The sequence below is a fragment of the Streptomyces sp. NPDC007808 genome (assembly GCF_042868655.1).
GTDB lineage: Bacteria > Actinomycetota > Actinomycetes > Streptomycetales > Streptomycetaceae > Streptomyces.
Genome location: NZ_JBIAEQ010000013.1, coordinates 36,121 through 61,782 on the forward strand (window position 1 = coordinate 36,121; position 25,662 = coordinate 61,782).

Sequence of the window (25,662 nt, forward strand, 5' to 3'; positions counted from 1 at the left end):
GTTACGTGGTGGCCGGTTGCAGCTCTTCCAGCACCCATGGCTGTGTCCGTGGCCGCTCCGCCTCACGTCGCAGTCGCGACGGCTGTCCGCTCGCCTCGCCGTCCTCGATCAGGCAGGCGCTGATGTCGGTGGTATGCGGCAGCATCAGGACATGACGCAGATGAACAGGGAGTGGGCGATCGGGAAGTTGAAAAGCTTCCTCGTCACCGCAGCAATCTCCTACGTCCCAAGCCCGCCGAACTCGGTCGGCTTCGGCTACTACAAGTTCAACAACCCCAAGCCCGAGGTGCAGGCGGCGGCTCAGATCGTGGAGCGGATCCTGGACCGGGTGATACCAGACTGGCGAACGGCTGACTGGGAAGAGGCGAAGAAGCAGCCCATGTGGCGCCACCGTGAGGCAGCCAATCGTGCGGTTGCACTTTTGGAAGCTGAGCAGGAGCTGCAGGAGAACCTGGGCAGCGGAGCACCTCAGCTCGACGCCGCGACGCTTCACCCGTGGGTCTGGGGCAGCGTCGCTGGTCTGTGGAGCAGCGGCCACTTCCGTGAGGCGGTCGGGGCGGCCGCCCGGGCCATCAACGCTCAGGCACAGGCAAAGCTCGCACGGAGGGATGCCTCCGAGGCGAAGCTCCTCTCTGACGCCTTTTCCACCAATGCTCCCACCACCGGGCATCCGCGTCTGCGCCTGAGCGTTGACGACGGGGGTGACACCTTCAAGAACCGTCACGACGGTGCTGGCAACTTCGCACGCGGCGTCTACTCGGCCATCCGCAATCCCATCGCCCATGAAGAAGGCGATGAGCTGGAAGAACACGAGGCGCTGGAACAGCTCGCCGCGTTCAGCATCTTGGCCAGGTGGGTGGATGCTGCCACGGTGGATACCGCGACCTGAGCTGACCCATGACGGCGGCAAGGAGTGCTCACCGGCAAGAGAGGGTCGAACCCGAGGCCGCAGCGGATCTCCCGGCCCGGGCTGCTCTCAGTGCTGGGAAGCGTGCTCGGCGCGTATACCGGGCTGGTGCTTCGCGGGCTTCCTCCCGCCTGACGTTGCGGCCCAACACCTCACGCGGCAGGGCCCGGAGCGGGGATCTGCTCCAGGCCCTGCCGCGTGAGGCGGCGTGCCCCTCGCCCAGCTCAGCGGGCGCCGACACCTCGATCGGAGCCGCAGCACCGAGGGGAAGGCGCGGTGCCCGCAACCTCGTCTATGCGGATGCAGGTGACTGGCTGCCGCTGTCGGGATTCGCGGGGGGTAGTGCTCCTGGTGGCGGGTCGGGTGGTGGCTGGGGGGTGGCGGCGAGGGCTGTGGCTTGCCGGTAGCTGATGATGGCTTGGATTCTTTTCTCGGGGTCTGTTATCTGGTCGAGTGTGGCTGCGAATTTCTCATCGACCAGTGTTCCTTTTCGTTGTCGTGAGTGTTCGAGGATCAGGCTGGTAAGGGGGACGGCGAGGTATGCCGCGATGACGATGACTCCGACGGCCCACCAGGGTGCGCCGCCCAGGGCGCCGGCGAGGACGGCGGGGAGTCCGGCCAGAAGGCCGGCGATGGGGGCGAGGGAGGACGAGTTCATCGCGTGGAAGCCCTTCCAACACGTGACGGCTGGGCCGCCTCATGCCTGAACGAGCCGTGCGGGCACGGCTGGGACGGGGAGAGCGGCACAGGTGTGCCGGTGATGTGAGGGCATGCCAAGGGCCGGCGCCGCCGTAGGGCGGGCCGGTGGTGTTTTACGGCAGGCCTGCTAGCCCCTTGGGGCGTGGGTTCGCTGTTCCCGTGGGGTGGTTTAGAGGGGTTGTTCGGCGGTTTTTGCGGGGGTGGTTTTCTTTGGCTTTTTGGGCAGGGTGGGCTACATCCAGTAGCCCACAAAAAGAATGCTGATAAAGCCCTTAAGCCAGTTCATTTAACCTTTTCCGCGCCGCCTTTCTCTTACTCGTCGGTCTCGTGCATCCTCTTGCGGGCACGCTAGACCTGCTCACCAGTATCGGTCATCGCGGCGCCGTCTGGGGCCTGTTCGGGCAGATCGATGCCAGAAGTTCTACCCGTCGCGGCTGGCTGAAGGAGTCGGCCGACCGGGTCGGTGGCGCTAGCCACAGGATTCAGGTTGCGACGAGGCCGGCTGTGGTGAGGAGGTGTTGTTGGTCGGGATGGAGGAGTGGCCAGCCGCGTTGCTGTTTCTGGACCCAGTGGCGGGTGGTGGGGTGGCGGGGGTGGGTGCGGGCACGCTGGTAGGCGCGTTGCCAGACCATGCCCCAGGGCGGGTTCCACCAGGGGTCGATAGCGGTCAGAGCGTGGGCTGTCGTCGCCCAGTCGTTCTGAGTGGCTGTTGTGGCTATGAGCTGGGGTTTCTCAGTTTTTGTGAGTGGGGTCCTTCTGGTGGGTCGGGTCCTCGGTGTGTGGGGATGAGTGCGGCGGTAGCTGTCTGACCTGCGTTTATGTGCTGTGTGCAGGTTCATCGAGCGTGGTGCAGTTTTCCTGGGTCGCTACTTGAGATGTCATGGGGGTGGCGCCGGTGCTCCGTGGTGTGGGTGGCTAGAACCCGGGTCCTGGGTCGCCGCCGCCCTGTTGGCATTCAGTCGCAGCATCGAGCCAATCACCTGCCGGTTCGAGGGCCTGCTCGCGCTCAATGCCGGAGTCCACTTTTCCGTCAGTGGGGCGGGCTTCGTCGGCGATGTCGCGTGCCCGCTGGCACGGATCTGATGAGGATGAGGGTCCGGACAGCTCAGCGAGACCGCCGATGACGCTGAACGAGAGGGCGATGACCGCCGCTGCGGCCATCATCAGGCCCGCGCTCCGGTCCTGTATCAGGCGCGGTAAGTGGCGCTGCCAGCGGAAGTACGGGATGCGGTCCTGGCTGTTCACAGTGCTCCCCTATCGGTGGCAGGTGAGTGAGGTATGGATCCTGCCGAAAGTACCTGCTGAATCGGACGTCAGGCGGTGTCGGGGTTGGTGAGGTCGTCGTGGGTGAGGGTGACGCGGGTGGCTTTGCCGGCTTTGCTGGCGGTGGTGGTGGGTGGCAGGACGCGGACGTGGATGAAGTAGACGCGGACGCCGGTGAGTTCGGCATACGGGGGCCATGCGTCGGGGGTGCCGTCGGTGGGCAGGTCGAGGAGCTTGTCGGTGATGTTGTAGATGACGAGGTAGGCGGTGTGTTGCCCGTAGTCATGGGCGTACTTGATGATCTGGTGCACGCCTTTGACGAGGTAGCCCTTGCCGCGGCCTTGGCCGTCGAAGATTTTGCCATGCCGGCGTTCCACGGTGCGGCGGACGTGGTCGAAGGTGAACGCGGTGAACGGGCGTCGGACCGCCGCCGCGTGGACCCACGGCACCTCGAGCCAGCCCTCGGGCAGGCGCACCCACACCCGGTTCGGGTCGTAGGGGTTGTGGTGGACCTCCCAGCGGCCGTTCTTGTCCGCCCGCGGTGAGCGGCGGCGCCGGTAGGGGTTCAGGCCGGGGTGGTCGTAGGTGCGGCAGCCGAAGCGGATGCCGTAGTCGTTGATCACCTGCCACCGCACCGGCAGCAGCTCGACGTCGTCGTCGGCGGACAACGGCACCGGTACATGCCCCGCCACCAAAGCCGCCCACATCTCGTTCGGACAGACGGCGAGCTGCGGCATCATCGGGTGCCGCAGCGCCTCGTGCCGGCGCTCCAGCCACCCGCAGATGACCCACTCGTCCAGCAGTTCCTGAGTGCCTGTTCCTGAGGCCGACATGACATAGCGGTGGTCGTGACGCTTAAACGAACGGCTCGTTGGATCTCCGAGGCTATGAGGACGATCGGGAGCAGTCAGGAACCGAACTGATGTAGCACACGTCTCCCGCACCATGATCTCCAACGAGCACCAAGAGCACGCGAGCTCCACCGGGCTCACCTTGCCGTCCGCGGTGACTGTGGAGCCACCGAAGGCCAACGACTACAACAGCTTCGCCGAGGCGTACACGGCCGAAAACGAAACTAACCTCATCAATGCCTACTACGAGCGGCCCGCGATGCTGGCCCTCGCCGGAGATGTGTCCGGTCGGCGCATACTCGACGCCGGCTGCGGCTCCGGGCCCCTGTTCGGGGCGCTGCGCGAGCGTGGCGCCGTCGTGAGCGGCTTCGACGCGAGTGCCGGGATGCTGGAGCTGGCGCGGCGGCGGCTCGGACCTGCAGGTGGTAGACGTGGGCGGTCCGCTTCCTTGCTCCGACGACACCTTCGACGATGTAGTCGCCTCCCTGGTGCTGCACTACCTGGAGGACTGGGGGCCGGCGCTGACTGAGCTGCGCCGCGTCCTCAAGTCCGGCGGTCGGCTGATCGCATCTGTCGACCATCCCTTCGCCATCAACCTCATGCACCGCCAGGCCGAGTACAACTACTTCGACACCACCAACTGGACCGAAGAGTGGACCATGGGCGGCCAGACCACGCTGATGAGTATCTGGCACAGGCCGCTGCACGCGATGATCGAGGCATTCACCGGGGCCGGTTTCCGGATCACGGTCATCAGCGAGCCGGAGCCTGATCCAGCCGCCCGCGAGCTGTTCCCCGAAGCCATCGCGGCCAAGCCGCGCTTCCTGTGCTTCCTGTTCTTCGTCCTGCAGGCCGAGTAGCACCCGGATACTCCCACCACCACCCCGTCACTGGAGTCAGACCTCACCTGCCGACCGGTCTCACTTCTCACTTGGTGGCGCGAAGAGGTACCGATCGATCATGAGTGCGGCGTCGGCGAGGATGTCCAAGTCCCCGGTGGGATCTTCGCGGAAAGCAAGGTCGAGAAGGTTGCTTGCGACCCCTACGGCGAGTCGGCCTCGTCGACGCGATTCCACGGTGTCTGGCATCCCATACCCGTGGACGAGTGCCCTGTGGACCCGCTTGGCGATCTCCAGGTCTGTCTGTTGGGTATCGGCTCTCAGCGATGCGATGCGCGGTCCGCCGTACCAGAGGCGACGGTAGCCGGGCTCCTTGCGGAAGCGGTCGGCGTAGGCAGTCACCAGCTTCTCAAACAGTTCCCGTGAGTGCTGAGGCAGAGGCTCCGTTGTGATGCGCTCGGCGATCTGCACGTCAAGCTGCAGCCACTGGCGCACCAAGGAGGCGACGATCGCCTCCTTGTCTGCGAAGTAGCGGTAGAGCGCACCGACCGATACTCCGGCCTCAGCGGCGATCAGCTTGGTGCCCAGGTCATCGTAGGGAGTCGTCTCCAGCAGAGATGCCGTCGCCTCAAGGATGCGGGCGACCTTCTCACGACTGCGCTGCTGCCGCGGCTCATATGTCTGCTCAGCCATCGCACTCCTTGACATCTCCTCAGAACTCGAACCAGAGTCTAGTTCATGTTTTTATCCAGGGGGACCTCTCGCACGAAGCTAGGTCTGGACTTCCAGTGGCTCTGGGCCTCGGTTACCGTCTCCAGCCTCGGCGACGGCATGCGCTTCGTGGCTCTGCCGCTCCTTGCGGCCCAACTCACGTCCGATCCCCGCCATGTCGCCTTCGTGTACCTGGCCGAGCAGTTGCCCTTGCTGCTGTTCGGCCTCCCCGCGGGTGCCTTGGCGGACCGCTTCGACCGGCGCCGCATCCTGTGGGTTGTCGATGCAGTCCGAGCCCTGGTCGTCGGGGCACTTGCCGTGGCGGCGGCAGCGCACGCGATGACGATCCCCTTGCTGGCCGTCGTCGGCTTTCTTCTCGGCCTTGGACAAACCCTCTACAACGGAGCCTGGTCGGGCATGGTGCCAGCGCTGGTTGCACCCACGGAGCTGACCCGAGCCAACGCCCGTCTGCAGTCAGGCGCCCTCATCACCGACACCCTCCTCGGCACCCCGCTGGGGGCAGTGCTCTTTGGGATCGCTGCCGCGCTTCCCTTCGCTGTCGATGCGGTGTCCTTCGCTGCCGCTGCCGTGCTGGCCCTGATGCTTCGGGGGAATTTCCAGCCACGGCCGCAAGCGGCGCCGAGCACTTGGAGAAGACTGGGCCGTGACGCGACTCAGGGGGTGCGCTGGCTCTGGCAGCATCGGCTGCTGCGCCGCCTCTGCCTGGCGTCCGGGGTCATCAACCTCGTCGGCGGTGGCCTCATCGCCATTCTGGTGCTCTACGCCCAGCGAATCCTGGGTCTGAGCAGTCTCGGATTCGCTTTCCTCGTCGCCGCTTTCGCCCTCGGAGGGGTAGCCGGCGCAATGGCAACCCCCCGCCTGAACTCCCGCTTCGGCACCCCACGAGTCTTGAGACTGACTGCTGCAGCTACTGCAGTGGCGGCCGCGGCCGCCGGGACGGCCTCCTCGGGCCTCGTGGCTGCGGCGTGCATCGCCTCGTACGGAGCAGCGAATCTGGCATGGAATGTCATAGCGGTATCCCTACGCCAGGCCCTGGTGCCAGCAGAATTGCTGGGGCGCGTCGGCATGGCCTACCAGATGGTCATCGGCGGTGGCACAACGCTCGGTGCTGCCGCCGCGGGCTTCACGGCTGGCTCCTTCGGACTTCGTGCCCCCTTCTACATCGGAGGCGCACTCCTGTTTGCCATCAGCCTGATCAGTATGCGATCCACAGCGAAAGACGCATCGGCAAGCCACACAGCAATGGCATCCAGAGCCCGCCCGTTCAGGGCTCGCAGAACCGGACACACACCAACAAGTGAAACGGAGAACTCATGAGCCCCCACTCAGGACTGCCGATGGTCTAGGTTCTGTTTCTTTGGTCAGCGTCGGGTCCAGATGAGGATGCCCGCGAGGTGTAGTGCGGCCTGGTAGGCGATCGCGAGCTTGTCGGTTCGTGTGGCCAGGCCGCGCCACTGCTTGAGGCGGTTGATGCACCGCTCGACGCTGTTGCGCTGCTTGTATGCCGCGGTGTCGAAGCCGGGCGGACGGCCACCGAGCCGGCCGCGCCGCAGGCGGTGGCCGACCTGGTCGGACGGCTGCGGGATGACCGCACGGATACCCCGGCGCCGCAGGTAGGCGCGGATGGCGCGGGAGGAATACGCGCGGTCGGCCAGAACGGCCAGCGGCCGGGTCCGGGGCCTGCCCGGACCAGTTCGGGGCACGCGGATGCGGGACATCACCGTCTCGAAGGCAGGTGCGTCACCTGCCTGGCCCGCGGTGACAGTGACGGCAAGAGGCCGTGCACGGCCGTCGGCGGCCAGGTGGACCTTGGTGCTCAGCCCGCCGCGGGAGCGGCCGAGCGCGTGATCGGCGGGCTCACCGGTGCGGGCCGCCCCTTTTTGAGGGCTCCGGCAGCGTGCTGGTGAGCCCGGACGACCGTGGAGTCCACTGACACGGTCCAGTCGATGTCGTCGTCGGCGTCCGCCGCCGCCAGGACGGCGGTGAGGATCATCTCCCAGGTGCCGTCCGCGGCCCATCTGATCAGCCGCTTGTGAGCGGTCTGGAACGAGCCGAGCTCGTCGGGAAGGTCCCGCCAGGGCGAGTTGGTGCGGTACTTCCACGCGATGGCCTCGAGCGTGCGGCGGTGGTCGGCCCACCGCCGCCCGCGAACTGGATCGGCCGGCATCAGCGGCTCGATCCGGTCCCACATCGCATCGATGATCACTAATCGGACAGACACATCCGACCAACTGACCAACCCATCAAAGAGACACGCGCTAGGCGTCCCTGCGCAGCACTGACGGCTTGGTACTGGTGGCCTCACGTATCCAACTGCCGCGGGTTCAGGAGTCGCCGACGCTGAAGTTCGCCGGTGGCAGCGTCTGGACCAAGATCCACGGCCTGGCCGAGCCCTCCGCTCACGACGACGACCTGCGCACCGCGACGGACCAGCTGATGAACGCCACCGGTCTCCAGCGCGGCCGCCTGACAGCGTGACTTTGAAAAGGGGAGGACCTGATTGACGCCAACCAAGTCTCCGAGCGGATCAGCCTCGACACCGCCCGCGAGGCGAGGCTGGTGGCCGAAGCGGCCGTCGACCTCGTCCCGTGACAAGTGGGGGCCTGACGGTTGTTGGCTCCCGTCCAGCAGTTTCGGGTTGCCGGACGGGAGCGGCACGGGGCCCTCCTGGGGTTTCTTGAGCACGAGGGAAGCCGTGCGCCTTCCAGACGGGAAGGTGTGACGCCCAGGCGTCTCGTTCATGGTGCCCGTCCCCAGACTGCGGTTGTGCAAGTGCATGAATGGTGATCGGAAGCGAACGGTCTGATGTGTTTTTGGCTGTGGTGGGACGGGAGTTGGCGTTCTGGTGTTCATGGGAGTGCCTATCGAACGTATTTGTTCCGTGACTCCTTGATCACGTTGAGTGTCGGCTGTGGCGCCCGTAATGCTGTGCACCACCTCCCTTCCCCGGCGCTTGAGCACCGCCGAGGAGGGAGGCCCTTCCAGACCTCTCAACCTCGATGCAGAGAAGGTGAAATGCCCAGTCGAAAGGTGTGGATCATCGCCGTGCTGGCGGTGATTCTCGCGTGGAGCACGGTGATGACCGTGCTGGGACACCTCGCCGCGGTCATGGCGCTGCTGCCCTCGCTCGGTCTGCTTGTGCAGCAGCTCACCGCCGCCGCCCATGGTTCGGCCACCGGGCCCGCCCGTGCCCCGGCACCGGAGCCGGCCGGGCCCGAGGAGCCGCAGCGGTGACCTCCTCGCCATCGCCTCAGGACGATCCGCCCGCTGTCGGCGACGTTCCGGACGCACCGTTCTCCGTAGCGCCCGCCACGTTCGGGTCAGGTCGGCGCGGTCGCCGCGCGGAGCCGATGTCCGAGAACATCGGCCCCAGTCATCAGGCGTTGCTGGAGCGTCTGCGCCACCAGATATCCGCTCATGGGGTCACCCTCGACGAGCTCGCCCGGCGCACCGGCTTCTCCAAGACCCGTATCTCCGCTCTCCTGCGAGGCATCGAGTACTACCCGAGCTGGGAGATCACCTACAGCGTGGTCCACGCCTTGGGGCTGCCGCCCTGGCCCCTGTGCCGCCTGTGGACCGCAGGGGCGTACGAGGCCGCCAAGTCCACCACGTGGATCACGCAACGGATCGCGGCCGTCCGGCCGCTGGGGCCCGAGGAGCGGCCCGTGGAACACCGCGGCTTCATCGAGAAGATGGGGCACTACTACGTCTCCTACGCCCGGGCGCTGCTGCACATCGAGCGGCCGGAGCGGATCGTCGACGAGGCATTCGACATCCTGTGGGCCGGCTGGGACGAAGCAGAAGCGGCCGCCGGCCCGAACCTTCCCCGTTACGCGTGGAGGCTGCTGCGCTCGCGGGTGCTGCTGCGGGTCAGACGCCACCAGGACGGCCGCCCTGATCTGCGCCCTGCCGCGTTCATGACGGTCGCGCAGAGCCGGATCGAAGACCCGGTGGCCAGGTTCGTCGAGATCAGTGAAGTCGCCGAGTTCTTCGACGCGATCAGCCGCCTGCCGCAGGACCAGTTCGACGTCGTCGTCCTGCACTACCTGTGCGAGTTCACCCCCGACGAGGTCCAGGAGGCCACCGGCCTGTCCCCGGCCCACGTCCACACCCTCGACCACCACGCACGAGGAGCCCTCGAACTGCTCCACCACCGTCCCACAGCCCGGGAGTGATCACCCCGACATGAGTGCCATCGACGACCTCCTCGCCCGCGCCGCCCTGCTGAAGAACCCCCGCATCCCCGCGGACACGGTCCCCTGCCTCGACACCCACCCGGCCCCCACCTCCCCGCCCGACGAATCCGGCATCCTCATCGAGGAGACCTGCGCCGACGACACTGCCGCAGAGCACCTACGCTCCCTGTGTGAAGTCGCAGTGACCCACGCCCGCGCAGCCCAGATCACCGACTTCATTACCGAACAGCTCCCAGGTCCCGAAGGCGCCTGGATCCTGGGCTGCCTGCTGCACCTGGCCGGCGCCCAGGACGGAGCACGCTACTGGTGGCAGTACGCCGCCGGAGCCGGCGACCGAGGCGCCGGCTACTGCCTGTCCCTCCACCACCGGGCACGAGGCGATGCCCCAACGGCCGACTTCTGGCTCGACCAGACCCGCGACGACACCGACACCGACGATGGATGCGCGGCCAGCACCGCCACCGTCCTGCGCATGGTCGCGCAGATGACCGCCGACAGCGACCGCACCTACAGCGACACCACCCTCGCCGTCATGTCCTACACCACCGCAGCCGTCACCGACGGATACCGCCGCCACCCCGACGTTGAAATCCCTGCCCCTGGCCCCTACTTCGCCGAAATGCTGCAGATCATCCTCGCCGCCCTCACCGACCCGCACGACGACTGCACCGACCCCAGCGCAGACCCTCTGCCCGCCCGCCCGATCGAAGCCGACGACATGACCACCCGCCTCAACAGAACACCCGAACCGGACCACGTCCTGGTCCAGTCCGCAGCGACCGACGCCGAGTCCGCCTCCGCCTTCCACGAGGCAGCCCTCGCCCACGCCTGGACGCACATTCCCCCGGAACAACCCCACAAGCCCGGCCAGAGGGAAGTCCTCATGCGCTTCCTCCTGGACCGCCGCCGCCTGTGCACGCCTGGCCTCGCCCGTGCACGCGACACCACAGGGCAACGCCTTCTGCGGTTCGCGCCATGACAACCGGACCCGTCCCGAAACTGCGAGCCCGGACGCCAGCGGTGGCGTGCGGCTTCGGTCGGCTGAGGGGTATCGGGTGGCTTCGGCACCGGAGCCCCTGAGGACGACGAGCCCGTTGGCGCAGAGACCACCGGGCCAGCCTTTTCAACCGCCTTGAGTGGGCCCTGGCGTCACTTTCGCCAGAACAGGTGGTGCGTTACCCCGCTCGGGCTGGGCACGACGTCAAGGTGGAACCGGTCGAGCAGCTCATCGGGGGAGCCCCAGAGCCGTAGCCCGGATCCGAGCTTTACCGGTGAGACCGCGACGTGCATGGTGTCGACGAGGTCGGCATCAAGGAACTGTCGGATGGTGGTGACCCCGCCGCCGAGTCGGACGTCCTTGCCCTGTGCCGCTTCCCGCGCCTGCTCGAGGACCGTGGCCGGGTCGCCGTCGACGAAGTGGAAGGTGGTGTCGCAGAGCGTGAACGAAGGACGGGTGTGGTGGGTCATGACGAACACCGGCGTGTGGAACGGGGGCTCGTCACCCCACCAGCCGCGCCACTCATGGTCCTGCCAGGGCCCGCGCTGGGGCCCGAACTTGTTTCGGCCCATGATTTCGGCGCCGATGTTGCGTGCGTAGTCTCGCGTGAAGTAGTCGTCGAGGCCCCGGCTTCCGCCGGGGTCGGTGCGCATGGGCCAGCTCGCCGTGGCGCCGGCCCACGCGAACAGCTTCGCCGGATCGACGCCGTGGCCGAACGGATTCTCGAAGCTCTGGTCCTCACCGGCACCGATGCCGTCACTTGAGACGTTGAAGTTCTGGACTCTCAGCAACTGGGCCACGTGTTTCCTCCTGGGTTGTCGATGACGGTGATGAGACCCTCCAGGCCGTGACAACTCATTGCTGTGTCATAACCGGCGGGTCTCATCGACCGCATGGTCCATCCGCTGAGCCTTTCACGGCCCCATGACCGCCTGGTGGAGCCAGGTCAACTTCTTACGCGGCGGAGCGTTCCAGTCCGTGCAGTGGAGCCCAACGAGGGGCCCATGGATACCGGTCCGACTTTGACCGGTGTGGACTGTGGGTGCGGGGGCTGTCTGGTGTCACATTCTCCGCCTTGCAACTGACCATGCGCGTCCTTGTGTCCGAATGGATTGGCTTCAGGGTGCCGTAATACGAACTGGGCCCTGCTGGGTCTTGTGGATGCTGGGGTTGGTGTTTTTCCGGGTGGGACTCTGGCGGCTGTGGGTGTGGTTTGTGGTCTTGGGTTGGTTGTGTTGTGGGCGGCTTGGTGGTGCTGGTGTTGGGTTTACCGGCTTGTCGGTTCTGGGGGGTGCGTCGTTTGCGTCATTGGTGCGCATGCGGGATCGCAGCATCGTTGCGTCCAGCGGTGATCGCTGCCGGTGTCTGGCGGTCACTGGCCTGCCAGCCGCGGCCGTTCTGCCGGCGCTTCACTTTCGTCGGCGGCGCCGCCCGCCGGAAGAGTATCCATAACTCGTCTGGTGCCAATCGCTCGACCGGATCGGTCATGTACGGCTCGACGACCGATCACACCAAAGGAAACGGTGATTTAGGGCCGTGGGTGGTGTTGGTGGGTGGTGCTGGTTGGTGGTGTGGGGGTTGAGGGTGTGCCAGCGGTGTTGGAAGCGGTTGAGGTGTTTTTTGAGGTCGGTGGGGGTGAGGGGTTTGTTGTATTGGCCGGTGATGCCGTGGGAGGCGCAGTCTTCAGCGACGGTTTGGAGGGATGGGTGGTTGGTGAGGGCGCGGTGTTTTGCCCAGATGGTGTAGATGCGGAATTGGAGGGTGTAGCGGGCTAGGGTTTTGGGTTTGACGGGTTGGTTGTCGCGGCCGTAGATGCCTTTGTGGGCGAGGTGGGTGGAGAGTTCGGCGGGGTCGGGTTCTTTGCCGTGGTGTTGCTGGTAGTGGTGCCAGGCGAGGTAGTAGTGGTCGGCTGCGGTGAGGGCGTGCCTGGCAGGAACCGTTCCCATGCCCGGGGTGGGGGCTGTTGTAGTGGTGTGGGTGTTGGGATGCGTGTGCTGCCGGGTTTTCGCCTTGGGGTGGGGGTGTGGTGGTGTGGGGGTGGGGGCTCGGGTCGGGTCGGGTGGGAGCCGGGCGGGTGGTGGGGGTTCGTCTGGTGGGGTGGGGTGTGCCTGCTTGTGTTCGTGGTTGTGCCGCTCGGGTGCTGGCGCGTTGTCTTGGTTGGGGTCGTGTTGTGGGCGGGCTGTCGGGGATGGCGTGCTGCCAAGCCGCGGGGTGGTGGTGTCCGTGGATGTGGGGTGGGTGGGGTGGGGGGCCTGGCGGTTTTGCCGGGTGGTTGCGGGTTGTTGTGAGCTGCTGGGTGTCGGTGTGGCGGTGTTGCTGTGAGCTGCTCGCTGTGGTGGCGGGGTGGTCAGTGTGGGTGGGTCAGTGGTGTGTGGTTTCGGGGTGGGTGTGAGGTGTGGCTGGGTCGGTGGGATGCCGGGTGGGTGGGCTGGTAGGGGGATTCCGTAGCGGGCTAGGCGTAGGGGCGTGAGTGCTTGGGTGGGTGCTTTTCTGCGCCAGCCGCGGCCGTAACGGGTGCGCAGGCGGGCCTGGTAGAGCAGGCGTTGTTGTTCAAGGCTGATGGCTTGGTGGTAGGAGCGCAGTTCCCACAGTTTCATGCGTCGCCACAGTAGGAAGGTGGGTAGCGGGCTGAGCAGCCAGCGTGCGGGGCGGATGGGGTCCATGTGGGTGTCGGCGGTGAGGTGGGCGATGCGGCCGATGGCGTGGCGGGCCGCCTCGACTGCTATGACGAAGAGCAGGGGGATGACGGCGTGCATGCTCACGCCGAGTGGGTCGGGCCAGGCGGTGGCGGCGTTGAAGGCGATGGTGGCGAAGGTCAGCAGCCAGGCCGTGTGGCGCAGGAGTGGGTAGGGGATGCGGATCCAGGTGAGCTGTAGGTCCAGGGCGAGGAGGACGACGATGCCGGCGTCGATGCCGATGGGGAAGAGGTAGCTGAAGGTTCCGAAGCCTTCTGCGAGGGCGAGGTCGCGGACGGCGGTGTAGGAGCCGGTGAAGCCGATGGCGGCGATCAGGACGGCGCCGGTGGTGATCATGCCGGTCACGGCGCGGTGGGCGCGGCTGGGTGTGTGCTTGTTCGGTCCGGCGTGGTGGGTGGCGGGTGCTGTTGCCTTGGTTGTGTGGGGTGGATGCGGCTGCTTGTCGGCGGGGTCGGGTGTGGGTGTGGCGTTGGGGCTGTGTGGGGGAGGTGTGGTGGGTTCGCCCGGTGGACAGGTCGGGGCCTGGATGCCGGGTCGGGTAGTGCTACGCGGGGTTGGTGCAGTCTCGGGCGTGGCTGGTAGTCCAGCGGCGGTGTACGGGCTGTTGAAGGCGGGCGGGTCGGGGACTGGGGGCCTGTCGTAAGGGGTGTTCATGTGGGGTGGGGGCTGGTGGTGGGTGTGGTGAGGGTGTGGATGAGGTCTTGGGTCTCTTTTTCCAGGGGGCAGCCGAGTGTGTGGTTGGTGTGTTGGAGGCGGGTGATGGCTGTGTGGAGTCCGGGGCGGTTGCCGGCGGTTGCTTCGATGCGGATCCAGTCGCGGTAGAGGAGTTCTGCGCTGTCGTCGACGTCGAGGCCGGTGGTGATGGCTTGGCGGGCTTTGGTGAGGTTGTGGTGGGGGCCGTTGGGGGTGCGGTGGCGGGCGACGGTGTGGGCGACCTGGACGATTTTGGTGGTCATTTCTTGTTGGAGGGGTTGGGTCCAGGGCAGGGGCCGGGGGCCGAAGGGGCGTCCGCGGACGAGTTGGAGGGCTTTTTCGAGGTCTTCCAGTCCGGCTGGGCCTTTGGGTAGGGCGTGTTCGGTGTAGCGGAGGAAGGTGGTCCAGTCGCAGCGGATGGCGGGGGAGAGCTGGTACGGGTCGTCGGCGCTGTGGCGGCGGGGGACATAGGGGTTGCCGGTGGGATCGTTGCCCAGGGCGCGGCGCAGACCTTGTAGTCGGGCGTTGAGGGTGGCGGTGGACCAGGGGGTGTGGGGGTCCATGTCGGTGCAGAGAGTGTCTGCGCTGTGGTGGGGGCGGAAGTAGAGCAGGGCGGCGAGTTGGGCGATGCGCGGGCCATGGCCGGTTGTGTGGACGCGGTCGACTTCGAGGGGACCAAGCACCCGAATTTCCGGCGCGTTCGGATCGTGGTCCGGCGCATGGCTGGTGCTGGTGCTGGTGCTGGTGCTGGTGTGGCTGGTGCGGTGGGTGTGGCTGGTGTGCGGATCGGGGGAGGGCGGGGTGTGGTCTTGGGGCGGGTTGCCGGTGGCGGTGTCGGCCGGGGTGGTGGGGTCTGGCGCGGGGGAGGCTGGCGGCGTGACGCTGGAGTCGGCGAGGGCGGCGAGCAGGCAAGGGAATACCTGGCTTTCGGCGGTGCCATCGTGCGCGGAGGCCGGTCGCGAGGTGCTCTGGTGGGGGGCGGTCGTTTGGCGTGCGGAGGGTGCGGGGGTATCGGGTGTGGGTGGACATACGCCGGGGTGGGTGCCGGCTGCTTGGCTGGTGGGCGTCTTTGCAAGGGCGGATGCCGGCTGTTGGTCTGTGGGGTCGTGTCTGGCTTCGGGTTGGACTTCGGTGGCGGTGTGCGCGCTTGGGCCGGTTGCGGTCAGGGCAGTGGTGATGCGCTGGTAGGCGGTGTGTGTGAGGCGTTGCAGGGTGATGTCGGTGTCGAGGGAGGCGAACGGCTGGGGCGTGGTGAGGGAGGCGTTGAGGATGTCGGCGGCGGGGAAGTGTGCCGCCGCGCCGGTTGCCGGGGCGATCAGGGCGATGCGGGTGTCTTGTGCGGTGGTGATGAGGTCGGCGAACTGCCGTGCAGCATCGGCACCCAGGGCTTTGGTGCACAGCAGCAGGTGAGGCCGGTGCTCGGAAGAGGGTCTTTGGTGCGCCTCGAGCAGCCGCTCGGTCACCGCGCGGGCGGCGTCGGCCGGGTGGGGGGCGTGGGTGATGCGGCGGGCCGGCAGCAGCCGGGGGAGATCCTCACCGAATCCGATCAGGGTGATGTCGGTGCCGGCACTCCAGGGGCTGGTGGCGAGTTCGAGGGTGAGTGCGGTGCAGACCTCGTTGATGTGGGCGGCCTCTCCGTCGAGGAGGAGGACGGGCAGCTGGGTGAGGTTGGCCAGGAGCAGAGCGCCTTGGGCGGTGGTTCCGACGGTGGCCAGGGCCGGGTAGGGGGCCGGGACGGTGTGGGCCTGCTCGTCGTCCACGAGGTGGGCGTCAGCCGGCAGCTGCCACCATCCGTTTGTGCCTGCGGTGAACGGCGTGGGCGGCGCTGAGGCGCCCTCCTGCGGCAGGACCTCAAGTGTGCGGGGCCCGATGCGTGCGGCGCGCACTTCGGGCAGATGCGGATGGCCGTGCTGCGTCGCCTGCTGGGCCAGAGTGCGCAGCGCCTTGTCCAGGCGGACTGCGCCGCTGGGCTCGGCGGGCGCTGCCGGCTGGGCTCGTGCGGGGGGTGCCGGGGTGGTTGTGGCGTCGAGGGGGCGCCGGCGCCTGCGCCGATGGATGAGCAGGCCGGCGAGTGCGGCCGCGAGGAGTGCGCTGGTGACCGCGAGGGTCAACGCGGGGATGGGGTGGGTGGATGCGGAGTCGTCTGTCTGCTCGGGGGCGGGTGTGAAGGCGCCGGTGGGTTCGGGTGCGAGTGTGAAGGTGCCGGTGGGTTCGGGGGTGCTTTCTGCGGCGGATGCGCTGACGGTGGGGTGCGCGGGGCCGGGCTGCTGGCTGGTGCTGGGGCGGGGGGTGGTGCGGGCATCGGGTTCGATGCGCTTGCGCAGGGCGAGTCGGGGTGCGGTGAGGTCGAGGATTTTCGGCTTCGCGAGGGTGGTGCCGGCGGGCAGGGCCAGGTCGGGGTCGCGTGTGTTGATGGCGAGGTGCGTGCCGGCCAGGGCGGTTGCCCTTGCTGCGGTGGGGTGCGCAGTGATGGCGTCCGCCTGGGGGGTGCTCAGCAGGGCTGTGGCGATGAGGGCGGCTGTGAGGCCGGGCAGGAGTCGGCTTGCGGGGGGCCGGGCCTGAGTAGGCGGCAAGTTGGTCCTCACGACGTGATCCTGAGGGTGGCGGTGTCGAACAGGGGGAGCTGGATGTCGACGGCTGTGGTGGTGGCGGGTGGGGCGGGGAACTGCCAGAACACCGCGACGCTTTGGCGGGCTTTGAGGGAATTGAGGCCGGTGGTGGTCAGGGGCCGGCCTTCGGTGTCACGCAGGACGTAGTAGCGCTTGCGGTGGTGGAAGTCGATCAGTGTGGCCCCGGCCAGTGACTGGCCGTTGCGAAGGACGTGGCGTTCGTTGCCGCGTAATTCGGCAGGGATCATGGTGGTGTCCGCGCCTTTGTTGGTCATCGTGCCGCGCAGTGTGAGGAAGCCGCTGGGGTCGCGGTCCGCCTCGGTGATGGTCAGGGCCAGGTGGGCAGGGCCGGTAAGCCGTGCCAGCGGCTGTTCGGACCGTGTCTGAGAGGCGGCGCCGGCGGTTGCCGGCGTGCGCTTGGGCTTGTGGGGTGCGTCCGCGCAGCCGGCTGTGGCCAGGAGGAGGGCGGTCACCGCCGCCACCGCCGCCGGTGACCGGCCTGATTTTCGTGTGGAGCGCTGGCCCTGCGTGATGCCGGGGGTGCCGGCCGAGCGCCGGCGGCAGACGGCCGCGAGCTGTGTGGGTGCAGGGGCCGGCCCTGACAGCGGGCGGCACGCACGCAGGAGAGCCGGCACTGCCAGGGCGGGTGCGGCGCTGCGCGGCGGGGTGGGGGGATGGTTGCGGCGGCGGCTCACCGGTTCTCCCGATGGCGGGGCCAGATGGTGATGGTGTCGCCGTCGATGGTGACGCGGCGGTGCGGGAACTGGTGCCGTACGAGGTTGAGGTCGTCGAGGTCGAAGTCGCCGGCGGCCTGCAGGACGAGGGCGTCGTCGAGGTGCGCCACGGACTGTGTGACGGCCGGCCACACGACGGCTAAGACTGTTTCTTCATTGCGAATGACGTGAGTCGAGTGTGTCACCTTGCATCCTCAATGGTGTTATTGACATTGTCTTTTGTGGTGTGAGTCCGCCGGTGCGACAGAAACCTAGTACTTCGCGTAAGCAAATCTCAAGGGGGGTGGCGGGGGCAGTTGCAAGGCTGCGACATTCGGTCTGCGCCTCTTGCGGAGTGGCTAGAGCTCGGTCCAGGGGCGGGGTTCGCCGCCGGCCAGAGGGACCCACACGTCCGCGGTGGGGCTGTGCTCTTCCAGGTCGTCCAGGACCACTGCTCCCAGCGGTACTTCGCGGGCGAGGTCGGCCACGAGCGGATGGTGGGCGACCATGGCCTTGAGGTCGCTGATCCGGTTGTCCATCGCCTGGCGCCCGGCTCCGGTCAGTACGAAGAGGACCCGCGGAAACACCGGGTACCAGCGCAGCCATCCCTGCACGGTCGGATGCCGGCGCCGACCGGCCGGCTGTGGATCGTAGGTCCACAATCTCGCGTACTCGATCAGCTTGGCCGCCAGTCGCTCGCTGCTCATGGTGGCCCGGTCGACCTCGACGAACGCCCGCAGTTTCCGCCGCTGTTGGCCGCCGGTGAGGGTGTAGTGCATGACCGCGTCGGCCACGACCTTTTCGCCGTCGCCGATCGAGTGGAACACCTCAGGCGTCCAGTCGAGGTGACCGTGCTCGTCGCCGCGGCGGCGGGCATCGGCGACGAACTGAAGATGCGTGCGCAGGACGGTCAGGGTGTGGGGGGTCTTCAGCGAGGCGGCCGTCGCTGAATGGATCGGATAGGGCGGGCGGCCGCGCAGTGCGGGCCAGTCCCGTGTGAGGCGGGCGCCCTTCGGCGTGAGGTACCAGACCCGGGTGCGGTTCGACTGAGGCAGCACCACGAAGTCGACCAGGTGCTTGCCGAGCAGCTCGTTCAGGCGCTCCGAGACCGACTGGCGGGAGCGGTCGGGCCGCAACAGGACATGCAGTTGATGGGTGCAGGCCATGCGGTGCTGGGCGAGGGCGGCCAGGAGCTGATGCGCGAGCCGCTCCACGGGACCGGGCGTGAAGCCCGCCGTCGTAGGGTCCTGCGGCTGGGTGGTGGTCACCCGAACTCCTTCTCCTTCGACAAGTCGGCAGCGGCGGCGCCGGCAGGGGAGTGCGCGGCCAGAAAGGCAGCGACACGGCCGAGCTGTTCGGCGGCGCGGCTCGTGAGCTGGCCCAGCGGGAGGGCCTGGGCGTTGGCCTGGGCGGCCCACTCCAGCGCGGGTACGTCCCTTGGGCGGGCCTGGGCGGCGAAGACGTCATCGAGATGCGGCCCGCGCAGCTGGATGGGCCCGATACGGCGGCCCTGCACGTTCATGGAGACGAAGTGCTCGAACCGCTCCATGGTGGCGACCCGGTCAGGGCTGGGGATGTCGCCCCACTCTGCGGTGACGGGCGCGATCGCAGACTTCGAACCGGCCGTCGTGGCCAGCGTGGAGGCGTTCTGCACCAGCGACAGCCGCACCGCGGATGGAAGGCGGGCCAGCAGCTGGGTCATGCCGTGGATGTGGCACCGGTACTTACGGAGATCCTCGAACATGCTCGCGATCGTCTCCGGGGCCGCGCCGGTCAGCGTGATCAGCTCGTCGAAGTACGGGCGGAACGGCACCCGCTTGGCTTCAGGCGTGTCACGCCGGGAGCGTGCGGCCCGCAGCAGGTCGCGGGCGAGCAGCGCGGTCAAGAGGCGGTCGGTGGGCCCGCTGCCGCCCGGGCACACCCACACGACCATCCGCGAGTCCATCGCGGCACGGATGTTGTAGACGCCGACCGGCTGACCGAGGAAGGCCCGCGTGATGGGGTTGGCGGCCAGCCGGGCGATCGGGTTGAGGACCACGGCGAACGCGTCGGGCGGCAGCGTCGGGAACACTACCTGCCACCAGGAGCGGGTCTCCTCGTCCAGCCGGCCCGCCACCGCGGCGAGCGCTGCCGTGCGGAACTGGGTGTCGGTGAGCAGGGCCCGTACGTGGAAGATCGTGGCCTGGTCCTCGGGCCGGCCGGCCTGGCAGGCCGCTTCGTTGACCGCGACCAAGACGGTCAGCGCGGTGGTCAGGATGGTGAGCGCACGCGGGGCGGTCGTGTCGTCCCAGGCCAGTGCGCAGGCGTAGGCGTCGGCGATCGCTTCGACGACCTCGTGCGCTGCCTGGCCCTGGTGCATGCCGAGCGGATTCCACGAACTCACCCGCGCCTTGGGGCCCAGGCCGTTGAGGTCGATCAGCGCGATCCGAGGCATCAGATGCTCGTGCGCCAGGAACGGGGTGGCCCGGGGCCAGGAGTCGCGGTGCGGGTCGACGAAGAGCAGTCCTCCGCCCGCATGCGCCCAGCCGATCGCCTGCGCCAGGGCGCGCTCCGTCTTGCCGCCGCCCGCTTTGCCGACCCCGACCTCGAACAGGGTCTCCTCGGCGTAGGTGGCGACCATCCGCTCGCGGCCGTCCGGGCCCCGGTAGATGCCCTGCAGCAGCAATGCGGGATCGCCGAAGGCGAAGGTCGGCAGATCACCGGCGAGAACCGGGAGACGGCAGTGCACGGTCGGCGGCTTGAGCAGCCCGGTCAGTTCCTCCAGCCGGACCCAGTTCGCGCGGGGCGGCTGGCAGTGCCCCAGATTCCATCGGCGCTCGAAGCTATGCCGGGTGGGCCAGTGGTCGGCGCCCACCCGCCACGGGCCCAACCGCCACCCTCGCATGGCCCACCGGGAGCGGCCGCCGAACACGTCGAAGGCGGCCTGGAGCTGGGCGAGCCGGGCCTGGGCGCGGCCTTCGGTGTGTGAGGCGCACATCACGAGCAGCTGGACCCTGACCAGGTGGTCGTCCTCGGCGAGCTTGCCCAGTGCCTCGGCTGGTTCCACCCGGCGGGGAACGGGCGGCATGACCAGCCGCCGTCCCGGCCCCGGGCCGGTTTTGTCGCTGAGGAGCTGCTGAAGTTGCCGGCCCAGGGAGTCCTCGATGCCGCTGGCGTCTTGGCGCAGCCAGCGCGTGGCCCGCTGGGCCTCGCGGCGTTCTAACCGGCGTGCGGCGCTCATCAGCTGCAGGCGTCGCGCCCGCAGCGCCCACTTGGGGGCGCGTTGGATGTCGAGCCGGATCTCGGCGAGGTCGCCGAGCTCGGCGCGTAGGTCGGCCACGGCGTCGACGAGCGGCTGCAGCGGGTCGGGGGTGAGTGGCACCTCGCGCAGCGGTGCCGTGGGCTTGCCGCGCAGGATGAACTCGGCTCGCACCGTGTGTGTCCGCGGCTTGTCGACGATCGGCCGGGCCCGGTTGATGGTGACGTCCGGCCCGAACGGGGTGATGGACAACAAACGTTCACCGCCTGCCGGGCCTTCGATGCGGTAGCGCACTGGCGCACTGCCGTCCGCGCGCAGCCGGATCTGGACGGCCTTGGCGCGGCGGGGCGCCCACCAGGGCATGGCCGTCGATGCGCGGGCGAGCTGAACACCGCGGCGGAAGATTTCCTCCAGGCTCGGGTCGAAATGCCGGTTGGAGACGAGCTCCAGGGCCATCCGCTCGGCCGAAGCCTTGGCCGCGAGCCGGCGTACCACCAGCTCACCCGCGCCCCAGCATGCGGCGATGGTCAGGGCGAGCAGGTACCAGTGGTCATAGAGCCAGTCGGCGGCGTCACCCAGTGCGGTGACCAGGCCGGGTACCTGACCTGCGGCCGTGTCATCGGCCCGGTCCGTCACATGCGGGGCTGCGCAGTCCACGTCGCTGCTCCCTTCTTGATAGTGCGGGTGAAGTGCCTGTCGGTGATGCGCAGGTCGGTGAAGGTGCCGCCGCGGTCCATACCGGCCCACACCAGATGGACCACCGCTTTGTCCGGGCTGCCGTCGCGGCGGGCGATCGCGGCCTGGATACGGAAGCGAGCGGTGGCGAGCGCCGGGGCGACCGCCTGACGCGAGTCGGGGAATACCTCTGGCCACTTCGCGCGGCCGACTCCAGTGGCGTCCGCGCGCAGCAGCAAGCGTCCAGCGGCAAGCAGCTCCCGCTCGTCGCGTGCGGGAAGGTCGGCGGGCCAGGCCGCCTCCAGGTTCCGCTGGATGGCCGGGTCGCCGGCCACGCCCTCGCCGTGCGGCGGCAGGGCGGACACCGAGGCCGACGGGCACGCTGCGCAGGCAGCCGCGCCGGCGGTCGGCTTGCCGGCGCGAGGCACAGCGTCCGCCGATGAGCAATCCGTGGTCGCGTGCGCCGTCGACGCCGGGGCGGATTGCTCCTGACCGTGCGGCACGCCCAACAGGGCGACACCCACGACGGCGAGCGCGACGGTGCTCCAAAGCAGCAGGCGCGGTGAGCGCGGGGTGGTGGTCACAGCAGCCGCGCTCCCCCCGCAAAGCCCGACATCGCGTGGACGGAGTCCAGGCGCACCACGGTCCCTGGGCGGGGAGCGTTGACCATCTTTCCGCCGCCTACGTAGATCCCGACGTGATAGATCGTGAAATCGCGTCCGGGAGCGGTGGCGTAGAAGACGAGGTCGCCGGCCTTGAGTGCGCTCGTGCCGAGGCCGGCCGGGATCCGCTTGCCGACACCGGCCTGGGCAGCCGCGACACGCGGCAGTCTGATGCCGACCTTCGCGTACGCGTACAGCGTCAGCCCGGAGCAGTCGAAGCCCTTGATACCCGCGCCGCTCTTCCCGCTGGGGGAGCAGCAGATGCCGGTCGACTTGCCGCCCGCGTTGCCGCCGCCCCACGAATAGGGGACTCCACGCTGGGCGAGTGCGGCCTCGATGACGGTGCGGACCTTTCCGGTGACGTTCTTCAGGTCCGGGTCCTTGCCGTCCGCCGTGTACTGCTCGACCCAGCCCAGCACGCCTGCGACGTACTGCCTCGACCGGTTGTACTGGAAGAACGCGGCCTTCAGCTGCGATTGCTTCGTCAAGTCACGGCCGGTTCCGCACAGGTAGACCGCGGCGCCGAGCGCGGCGTCGTCGGCGTTGTGCGGGTCGGCGCTCTTGTCACCACTGGCGTCCTTGCCGACGCCTTCCCAGGTGGAGGGCAGGAACTGGAAGGGGCCGACAGCACGCTCGCCGTTTGCGGTGCCGTCCCAGCGGCCGTTGTCGGTGTCGGGGAAGACGGTGGTGTTGCCACCGGCGCCGGAGCCGTTGAGGAGCACCCCGTAGATCTTCGGGCGGATGTCACCGCCTGCGGCGATGTTCCGGCCCACGGCGTGATTGGACTCGACCTTGGCGATCCCGGCGAGGATCGGCCAGCGCATGCCCCGACACTGCGGAACATGCTTGCCGATCTGCGCGGCGGCCTTCTTGTACGCGGTCAGCATCCGCGGCGGGATGTCCGCGGCGCTGCCGCCCTCGGCGATCCCGCCGTCGCCTCGGGCACCCGTCTTCAGCGCAACGTACGCGCTGATCGCGTTGCCGACCGGCGCGGCACAGCACACGGCGGCGAACCCCAGTACCGCCAGCACACACCACCAGCGCGCCGCACGGCGGCGGGTGGACCTCATGGGCCCTCACCGCCCTCGTCCAGGTCCCACCCCAGATCTCTGCTGGCCCGCCGCCACCAGTCCACAAAGACCGGGTCGTCCCAGATCTGGGCATCCAGTTCGTCCTCCTCCTCGCGCCGTGGCTGGGCCTGCCGCTGTTGCTCAGCCTCGGGCGCGGTCCTGCGTATCAGCTCCTGGAATCGTGCTCGCGCCTCGTCGCGGGTGCTGCCGGAAGTACGTCCGACTCCGGGGAGGGCCGCCGCGGACGTGTCCGCTGCCGGGCGGCCCGGACGCCGGGGCCCACTGCCGGACAGCCGCGTCGGGGACGTCGGCGGGACGCTCGCGCGGGTGCTGGCTGCATCCGCGGCCGCAGATGCAGGCGCGCCGGCCCCGGGGGCAGCCGGACGCGTGCCGCCCGAGGAACCGGAGGAACCGGTCGGACGCGCAGTCGGTGCCGGACGGGCCGGCAGACGCCGGCTGGCCAAGGAGCCGGGGCCGCCGCTGTCATCCGTGTGCTCCCGCAGGACACGAGACACATGGCGGCCCGTGGCGGCCCACGCCCGGCCGTCCTCGCGGACGGTGTTGCCCCAGACCCGCACCTGCTGTCGGGCGTCCTGGGAGAAACGCGAGCCTCCCGCCCGGGCCCGGCGGACGTCTGCCGGCAGCCCGACCGTCGCCCCGTACGCAGTCCGCCCCCCGCGATTGAGGATGCGATACCCGCGAAAGCGGACCAGCCGGTTATGGGCGCGGGTGGACAGCAGGGTGCGGTCGAAGTTCTGGTCGTGCAGCACCTGACCCGTGGTGCGGTCGACGACCTGGCCCTGCTCGTTGCGGTAGCGGTCAGGCGGGCCGCCGGGCCGGTCCGGCCCCGTGCCGCCTGAACCGTCGCCGCCGTCCGACGGGTTACCGCCCGTGTTCGGGTCGCCGTCGGCGGTGGGCTTGCGCCACTTGGCCAACTGCTCCTTGTCAGGACGCTTGCCGATCAGCAGCCAGTGCGCGCCCTTCGCCCCGAGCCTGGCCCCCAGTCCGCCCACGGCAGCAGCTGCGGTGAGCGGGGCGAGACCACGTCCGGCTTCGGCGGTAGCGTCGGCGAGGATGCCGCCGGTGTCCACCGGCATGCCCGCGCCGTCGACGAAGGAGGCGAGCGCACCCATCAGCCGCTGGCGGGTGCCGAGCATCCCGTACCGACCGCCTCCACCGCCGGTGAAGGCGCGCAGCCCGCCGCCGTAACCGCCCATTGCAGAGGGTGAGTTCATGGCGAGTGCGGCGCCGAGCTCGGAGGTGTCGCCGGGCATGTGGGTGCCGCCGACCTTGGCGTAACGCATCCGCATCGTCATGCGGCGGCCAAAGGACGTGATGCCCACGAGCAGGCGGCGGTGCCCGGCCGCACCGGCGATCGCCAGAACGTCGATCAGCAGGATCCGCTCCACCATCAGGTCCGGACCTTCGGTGATCGTGGCATCGACGGCGATCCCGAAGAACGGCACAAACGCGCAGACGCCGACAACAGCCAGGACCGCAATGCCCCACAAGGACAGCCACTTCCACACTGATTGGCGTGCGGGACCGGGCAGCATGCCCGCGATGAGGGTGACCCCGCCGACGGCAGCTGCTGCAGCGCACACGCCCTGGGTGCCGAGCAGGACGATCGCGCTGGACAGCAGCATGCCGCAGATGAACAGCGCCGCGATCAGCAGCAAAACGGCGCCGCCGACCCGCCACCACGTGGGCTTCTCGGCATAAGCTGCGCAGGCCTTGCCGACGCCGCCGGTCTTCTTCAAGTCGGCGAGGAACGCGGCGAACTCGCGGTCTTCCTCACTGACGACCGCATGGGAGGCGTCCAGCAGTTCGCCTCCCGGCGTGAGCGACGGCAGATCATCGCTGCTGTCGCTGCCCTCGCTCAGGCAGTGCTCCTTGGCCGGACCGTAGAGCAGGCTGCACGCTTCTTCCCGGTTCTCGGACGCGGAGTGCGCCTTGTAGCCACCGGTCACCCACTTCACGTGGACGGCGTAGGCCTTGCTGTCGGATTCCTTGGCCGGGTCGAGGATGCGCCCGTACTGCAGCAACATGTACGGCTTCACGATCAGCGCATTGGTGACCGAGTCCTGCAGGGGACGGGCGATGTCGGTGGAGGAAACAGGTCGTTCGGCTTCCCGTTGCAGGCACTTGATCTCGGCGTTGCCGGCCATGCCCTCGCATCGACCCCGGCTGGCGAGCTTGCCGCCCCAGTCGTAAGAGTTGACGGCCTCCTGAGCGACCTCGGCGGCCACCTGCTGGGACTGCCCCAGCGGGCCGTCCTGGGCCAGCAGCACATCCGGGCGGACGAAGGTGGAAGCAGCGAAGGCGCCGATCAACAAGGTCAGGAACATCTCGCCCAGACCGCGGCCGACCCGGCCGCGCACGATCATGAATCCGGCGAACACGAACGCCCAGGCCAACAAGAGTCCCTTCAGCCCCAGCGCGTTGACGACCACATCCTTGTAGGCATCGGAAACCTTCTGCGCCGGCCCAGTGAGGATCTTCAACAGGGGGAACCGGAAGGCCACCTCCACCGCCCACCCCGACAGGCCCACCAGCAGCCGGATGAGGGTGAAAAGACCGCCCAGCGCAAAGGCGAGCGACTGGGTCTTGAAGCTGACGATGGAGCCGCCCTCGGCGTTCAGCTCATACCCGTCGATCGGCACTCCCTCGGAGGAGGTGATGTTCAACGCAGCGAGCAGGTCACCCCTCTCGCTGTTGCCGCTCGCCGCGTACACAACCTGGCTGTTCACCATGAGAAACACGCCGGTGAGCAGCACGACGAAGCCGGCCGAGCGCAGGGTCGCACGGTCTGGACGGAACAT

22 protein-coding genes and 1 pseudogene are annotated in these 25,662 nt (G+C 68.4%); 7 read left to right on the forward strand and 16 right to left on the reverse strand.

Annotated elements, in window-relative coordinates; genetic code table 11:
* Position 1: 1 nt before the first annotated feature.
* On the reverse strand, positions 2-145 hold the full coding sequence (locus ACFYNL_RS38145) for a hypothetical protein (RefSeq protein ID WP_388812425.1): 144 nt from the start codon (positions 143-145) through the stop codon (positions 2-4).
* A 6-nt stretch (positions 146-151) separates the two neighbouring features.
* Between ACFYNL_RS38145 and ACFYNL_RS38150 the strand changes: the two genes are divergently transcribed.
* Entirely contained in the window at positions 152-889 is a 738-nt protein-coding gene (locus ACFYNL_RS38150) for a TIGR02391 family protein (RefSeq protein ID WP_359278498.1), read from the forward strand.
* A gap of 1,632 nt (positions 890-2,521) precedes the next feature.
* Here the strand turns inward: ACFYNL_RS38150 and ACFYNL_RS38155 are convergent.
* Positions 2,522-2,851: a hypothetical protein gene (locus tag ACFYNL_RS38155; protein ID WP_388812427.1), complete on the reverse strand. Its 330-nt coding sequence runs from the start codon at positions 2,849-2,851 to the stop codon at positions 2,522-2,524.
* A 68-nt stretch (positions 2,852-2,919) separates the two neighbouring features.
* Positions 2,920-3,702, reverse strand: a complete 783-nt coding sequence (locus ACFYNL_RS38160) for a hypothetical protein (RefSeq protein WP_388812430.1) — start codon at positions 3,700-3,702, stop codon at positions 2,920-2,922.
* 112 nt (positions 3,703-3,814) lie between these two features.
* Here ACFYNL_RS38160 and ACFYNL_RS38165 point away from each other — a divergent pair.
* Positions 3,815-4,580: pseudogene (locus ACFYNL_RS38165) on the forward strand (class I SAM-dependent methyltransferase).
* A gap of 60 nt (positions 4,581-4,640) precedes the next feature.
* Here the strand turns inward: ACFYNL_RS38165 and ACFYNL_RS38170 are convergent.
* Positions 4,641-5,252 carry a TetR/AcrR family transcriptional regulator gene (locus ACFYNL_RS38170; protein ID WP_388812432.1) on the reverse strand — a complete coding sequence of 204 codons (612 nt, stop codon included), beginning with the start codon at positions 5,250-5,252 and terminating at the stop codon, positions 4,641-4,643.
* 45 nt (positions 5,253-5,297) lie between these two features.
* Between ACFYNL_RS38170 and ACFYNL_RS38175 the strand changes: the two genes are divergently transcribed.
* A complete protein-coding gene (locus tag ACFYNL_RS38175; RefSeq protein ID WP_388812435.1) occupies positions 5,298-6,608 on the forward strand; it encodes an MFS transporter in 1,311 nt (436 codons plus the stop codon).
* A 44-nt stretch (positions 6,609-6,652) separates the two neighbouring features.
* On the opposite strand, the gene ACFYNL_RS38180 is transcribed toward ACFYNL_RS38175, so the two are convergent.
* A protein-coding gene (locus ACFYNL_RS38180; RefSeq protein ID WP_388812437.1) for an IS5 family transposase occupies positions 6,653-7,482 on the reverse strand; the annotation gives its coding sequence in 2 pieces (ribosomal slippage) (positions 6,653-7,150 and positions 7,153-7,482; 828 coding nt in all).
* A 104-nt stretch (positions 7,483-7,586) separates the two neighbouring features.
* On the opposite strand from ACFYNL_RS38180, the gene ACFYNL_RS38185 reads away from it, so the two are divergent.
* The 4 genes from ACFYNL_RS38185 to ACFYNL_RS38200 all read left to right on the forward strand — a co-directional run bounded on the left by ACFYNL_RS38185 (position 7,587) and on the right by ACFYNL_RS38200 (position 10,466).
* Positions 7,587-7,769 (forward strand): hypothetical protein, encoded by a 183-nt coding sequence (locus ACFYNL_RS38185; RefSeq protein ID WP_388812440.1) that lies wholly within the window; start codon positions 7,587-7,589, stop codon positions 7,767-7,769.
* Between the two features lie 537 nt (positions 7,770-8,306).
* Positions 8,307-8,525 (forward strand): hypothetical protein, encoded by a 219-nt coding sequence (locus tag ACFYNL_RS38190; RefSeq protein ID WP_388812442.1) that lies wholly within the window; start codon positions 8,307-8,309, stop codon positions 8,523-8,525.
* A 116-nt stretch (positions 8,526-8,641) separates the two neighbouring features.
* On the forward strand, positions 8,642-9,466 hold the full coding sequence (locus ACFYNL_RS38195) for a sigma factor-like helix-turn-helix DNA-binding protein (RefSeq protein WP_388812444.1): 825 nt from the start codon (positions 8,642-8,644) through the stop codon (positions 9,464-9,466).
* A 10-nt stretch (positions 9,467-9,476) separates the two neighbouring features.
* The gene (locus ACFYNL_RS38200; protein ID WP_388812447.1) at positions 9,477-10,466 is read left to right on the forward strand and encodes a hypothetical protein; all 990 of its coding nucleotides are present in this window, start codon (positions 9,477-9,479) and stop codon (positions 10,464-10,466) included.
* A gap of 170 nt (positions 10,467-10,636) precedes the next feature.
* On the opposite strand, the gene ACFYNL_RS38205 is transcribed toward ACFYNL_RS38200, so the two are convergent.
* The 11 genes from ACFYNL_RS38205 to ACFYNL_RS38255 all read right to left on the reverse strand — a co-directional run bounded on the left by ACFYNL_RS38205 (position 10,637) and on the right by ACFYNL_RS38255 (position 25,662).
* On the reverse strand, positions 10,637-11,284 hold the full coding sequence (locus ACFYNL_RS38205) for a dihydrofolate reductase family protein (RefSeq protein WP_388812449.1): 648 nt from the start codon (positions 11,282-11,284) through the stop codon (positions 10,637-10,639).
* A gap of 505 nt (positions 11,285-11,789) precedes the next feature.
* A complete protein-coding gene (locus ACFYNL_RS38210; protein ID WP_388812452.1) occupies positions 11,790-11,972 on the reverse strand; it encodes a hypothetical protein in 183 nt (60 codons plus the stop codon).
* Positions 11,969-13,516 (reverse strand): DUF2637 domain-containing protein, encoded by a 1,548-nt coding sequence (locus ACFYNL_RS38215; protein WP_388812455.1) that lies wholly within the window; start codon positions 13,514-13,516, stop codon positions 11,969-11,971. Before ACFYNL_RS38215 ends, ACFYNL_RS38210 begins: the two co-directional genes overlap by 4 nt.
* A 314-nt stretch (positions 13,517-13,830) precedes the next feature.
* Positions 13,831-16,458, reverse strand: coding sequence for a hypothetical protein (locus tag ACFYNL_RS38220; protein WP_388812457.1), 2,628 nt, complete (start codon positions 16,456-16,458; stop codon positions 13,831-13,833).
* Positions 16,455-16,955 carry a hypothetical protein gene (locus ACFYNL_RS38225; RefSeq protein WP_388812460.1) on the reverse strand — a complete coding sequence of 167 codons (501 nt, stop codon included), beginning with the start codon at positions 16,953-16,955 and terminating at the stop codon, positions 16,455-16,457. The genes ACFYNL_RS38220 and ACFYNL_RS38225 overlap by 4 nt, the downstream gene beginning before the upstream one ends.
* Before the next feature lie 218 nt (positions 16,956-17,173).
* A complete protein-coding gene (locus ACFYNL_RS38230; protein ID WP_388812462.1) occupies positions 17,174-17,326 on the reverse strand; it encodes a hypothetical protein in 153 nt (50 codons plus the stop codon).
* A gap of 228 nt (positions 17,327-17,554) precedes the next feature.
* Positions 17,555-18,463 carry a replication-relaxation family protein gene (locus ACFYNL_RS38235; RefSeq protein ID WP_388812465.1) on the reverse strand — a complete coding sequence of 303 codons (909 nt, stop codon included), beginning with the start codon at positions 18,461-18,463 and terminating at the stop codon, positions 17,555-17,557.
* Entirely contained in the window at positions 18,460-21,090 is a 2,631-nt protein-coding gene (locus ACFYNL_RS38240) for an ATP/GTP-binding protein (RefSeq protein WP_388812468.1), read from the reverse strand. Before ACFYNL_RS38240 ends, ACFYNL_RS38235 begins: the two co-directional genes overlap by 4 nt.
* The gene (locus ACFYNL_RS38245) at positions 21,066-21,692 is read right to left on the reverse strand and encodes a hypothetical protein (RefSeq protein WP_388812470.1); all 627 of its coding nucleotides are present in this window, start codon (positions 21,690-21,692) and stop codon (positions 21,066-21,068) included. The genes ACFYNL_RS38240 and ACFYNL_RS38245 overlap by 25 nt, the downstream gene beginning before the upstream one ends.
* Complete coding sequence (locus ACFYNL_RS38250) at positions 21,689-22,840, reverse strand: NlpC/P60 family protein (RefSeq protein WP_388812473.1); 1,152 nt, start codon at positions 22,838-22,840, stop codon at positions 21,689-21,691. The genes ACFYNL_RS38245 and ACFYNL_RS38250 overlap by 4 nt, the downstream gene beginning before the upstream one ends.
* A complete protein-coding gene (locus tag ACFYNL_RS38255; protein WP_388812475.1) occupies positions 22,837-25,662 on the reverse strand; it encodes a hypothetical protein in 2,826 nt (941 codons plus the stop codon). Before ACFYNL_RS38255 ends, ACFYNL_RS38250 begins: the two co-directional genes overlap by 4 nt.

What these genes read in the sequence shown, in the direction of transcription:
- ACFYNL_RS38145 (WP_388812425.1), bottom strand. Translation starts at nt 145, where the DNA reads ATGCTGCCGCATACCACCGACATCAGCGCCTGCCTGATCGAGGACGGC.
- ACFYNL_RS38150 (WP_359278498.1), top strand. Translation starts at nt 152, where the DNA reads ATGACGCAGATGAACAGGGAGTGGGCGATCGGGAAGTTGAAAAGCTTC.
- ACFYNL_RS38160 (WP_388812430.1), bottom strand. Translation starts at nt 3,702, where the DNA reads ATGTCGGCCTCAGGAACAGGCACTCAGGAACTGCTGGACGAGTGGGTC.
- ACFYNL_RS38170 (WP_388812432.1), bottom strand. Translation starts at nt 5,252, where the DNA reads ATGGCTGAGCAGACATATGAGCCGCGGCAGCAGCGCAGTCGTGAGAAG.
- ACFYNL_RS38175 (WP_388812435.1), top strand. Translation starts at nt 5,298, where the DNA reads ATGTTTTTATCCAGGGGGACCTCTCGCACGAAGCTAGGTCTGGACTTC.
- ACFYNL_RS38190 (WP_388812442.1), top strand. Translation starts at nt 8,307, where the DNA reads ATGCCCAGTCGAAAGGTGTGGATCATCGCCGTGCTGGCGGTGATTCTC.
- ACFYNL_RS38195 (WP_388812444.1), top strand. Translation starts at nt 8,642, where the DNA reads ATGTCCGAGAACATCGGCCCCAGTCATCAGGCGTTGCTGGAGCGTCTG.
- ACFYNL_RS38200 (WP_388812447.1), top strand. Translation starts at nt 9,477, where the DNA reads ATGAGTGCCATCGACGACCTCCTCGCCCGCGCCGCCCTGCTGAAGAAC.
- ACFYNL_RS38210 (WP_388812452.1), bottom strand. Translation starts at nt 11,972, where the DNA reads ATGACCGATCCGGTCGAGCGATTGGCACCAGACGAGTTATGGATACTC.
- ACFYNL_RS38215 (WP_388812455.1), bottom strand. Translation starts at nt 13,516, where the DNA reads ATGATCACCACCGGCGCCGTCCTGATCGCCGCCATCGGCTTCACCGGC.
- ACFYNL_RS38250 (WP_388812473.1), bottom strand. Translation starts at nt 22,840, where the DNA reads ATGAGGTCCACCCGCCGCCGTGCGGCGCGCTGGTGGTGTGTGCTGGCG.
- ACFYNL_RS38255 (WP_388812475.1), bottom strand. Translation starts at nt 25,662, where the DNA reads ATGTTCCGTCCAGACCGTGCGACCCTGCGCTCGGCCGGCTTCGTCGTG.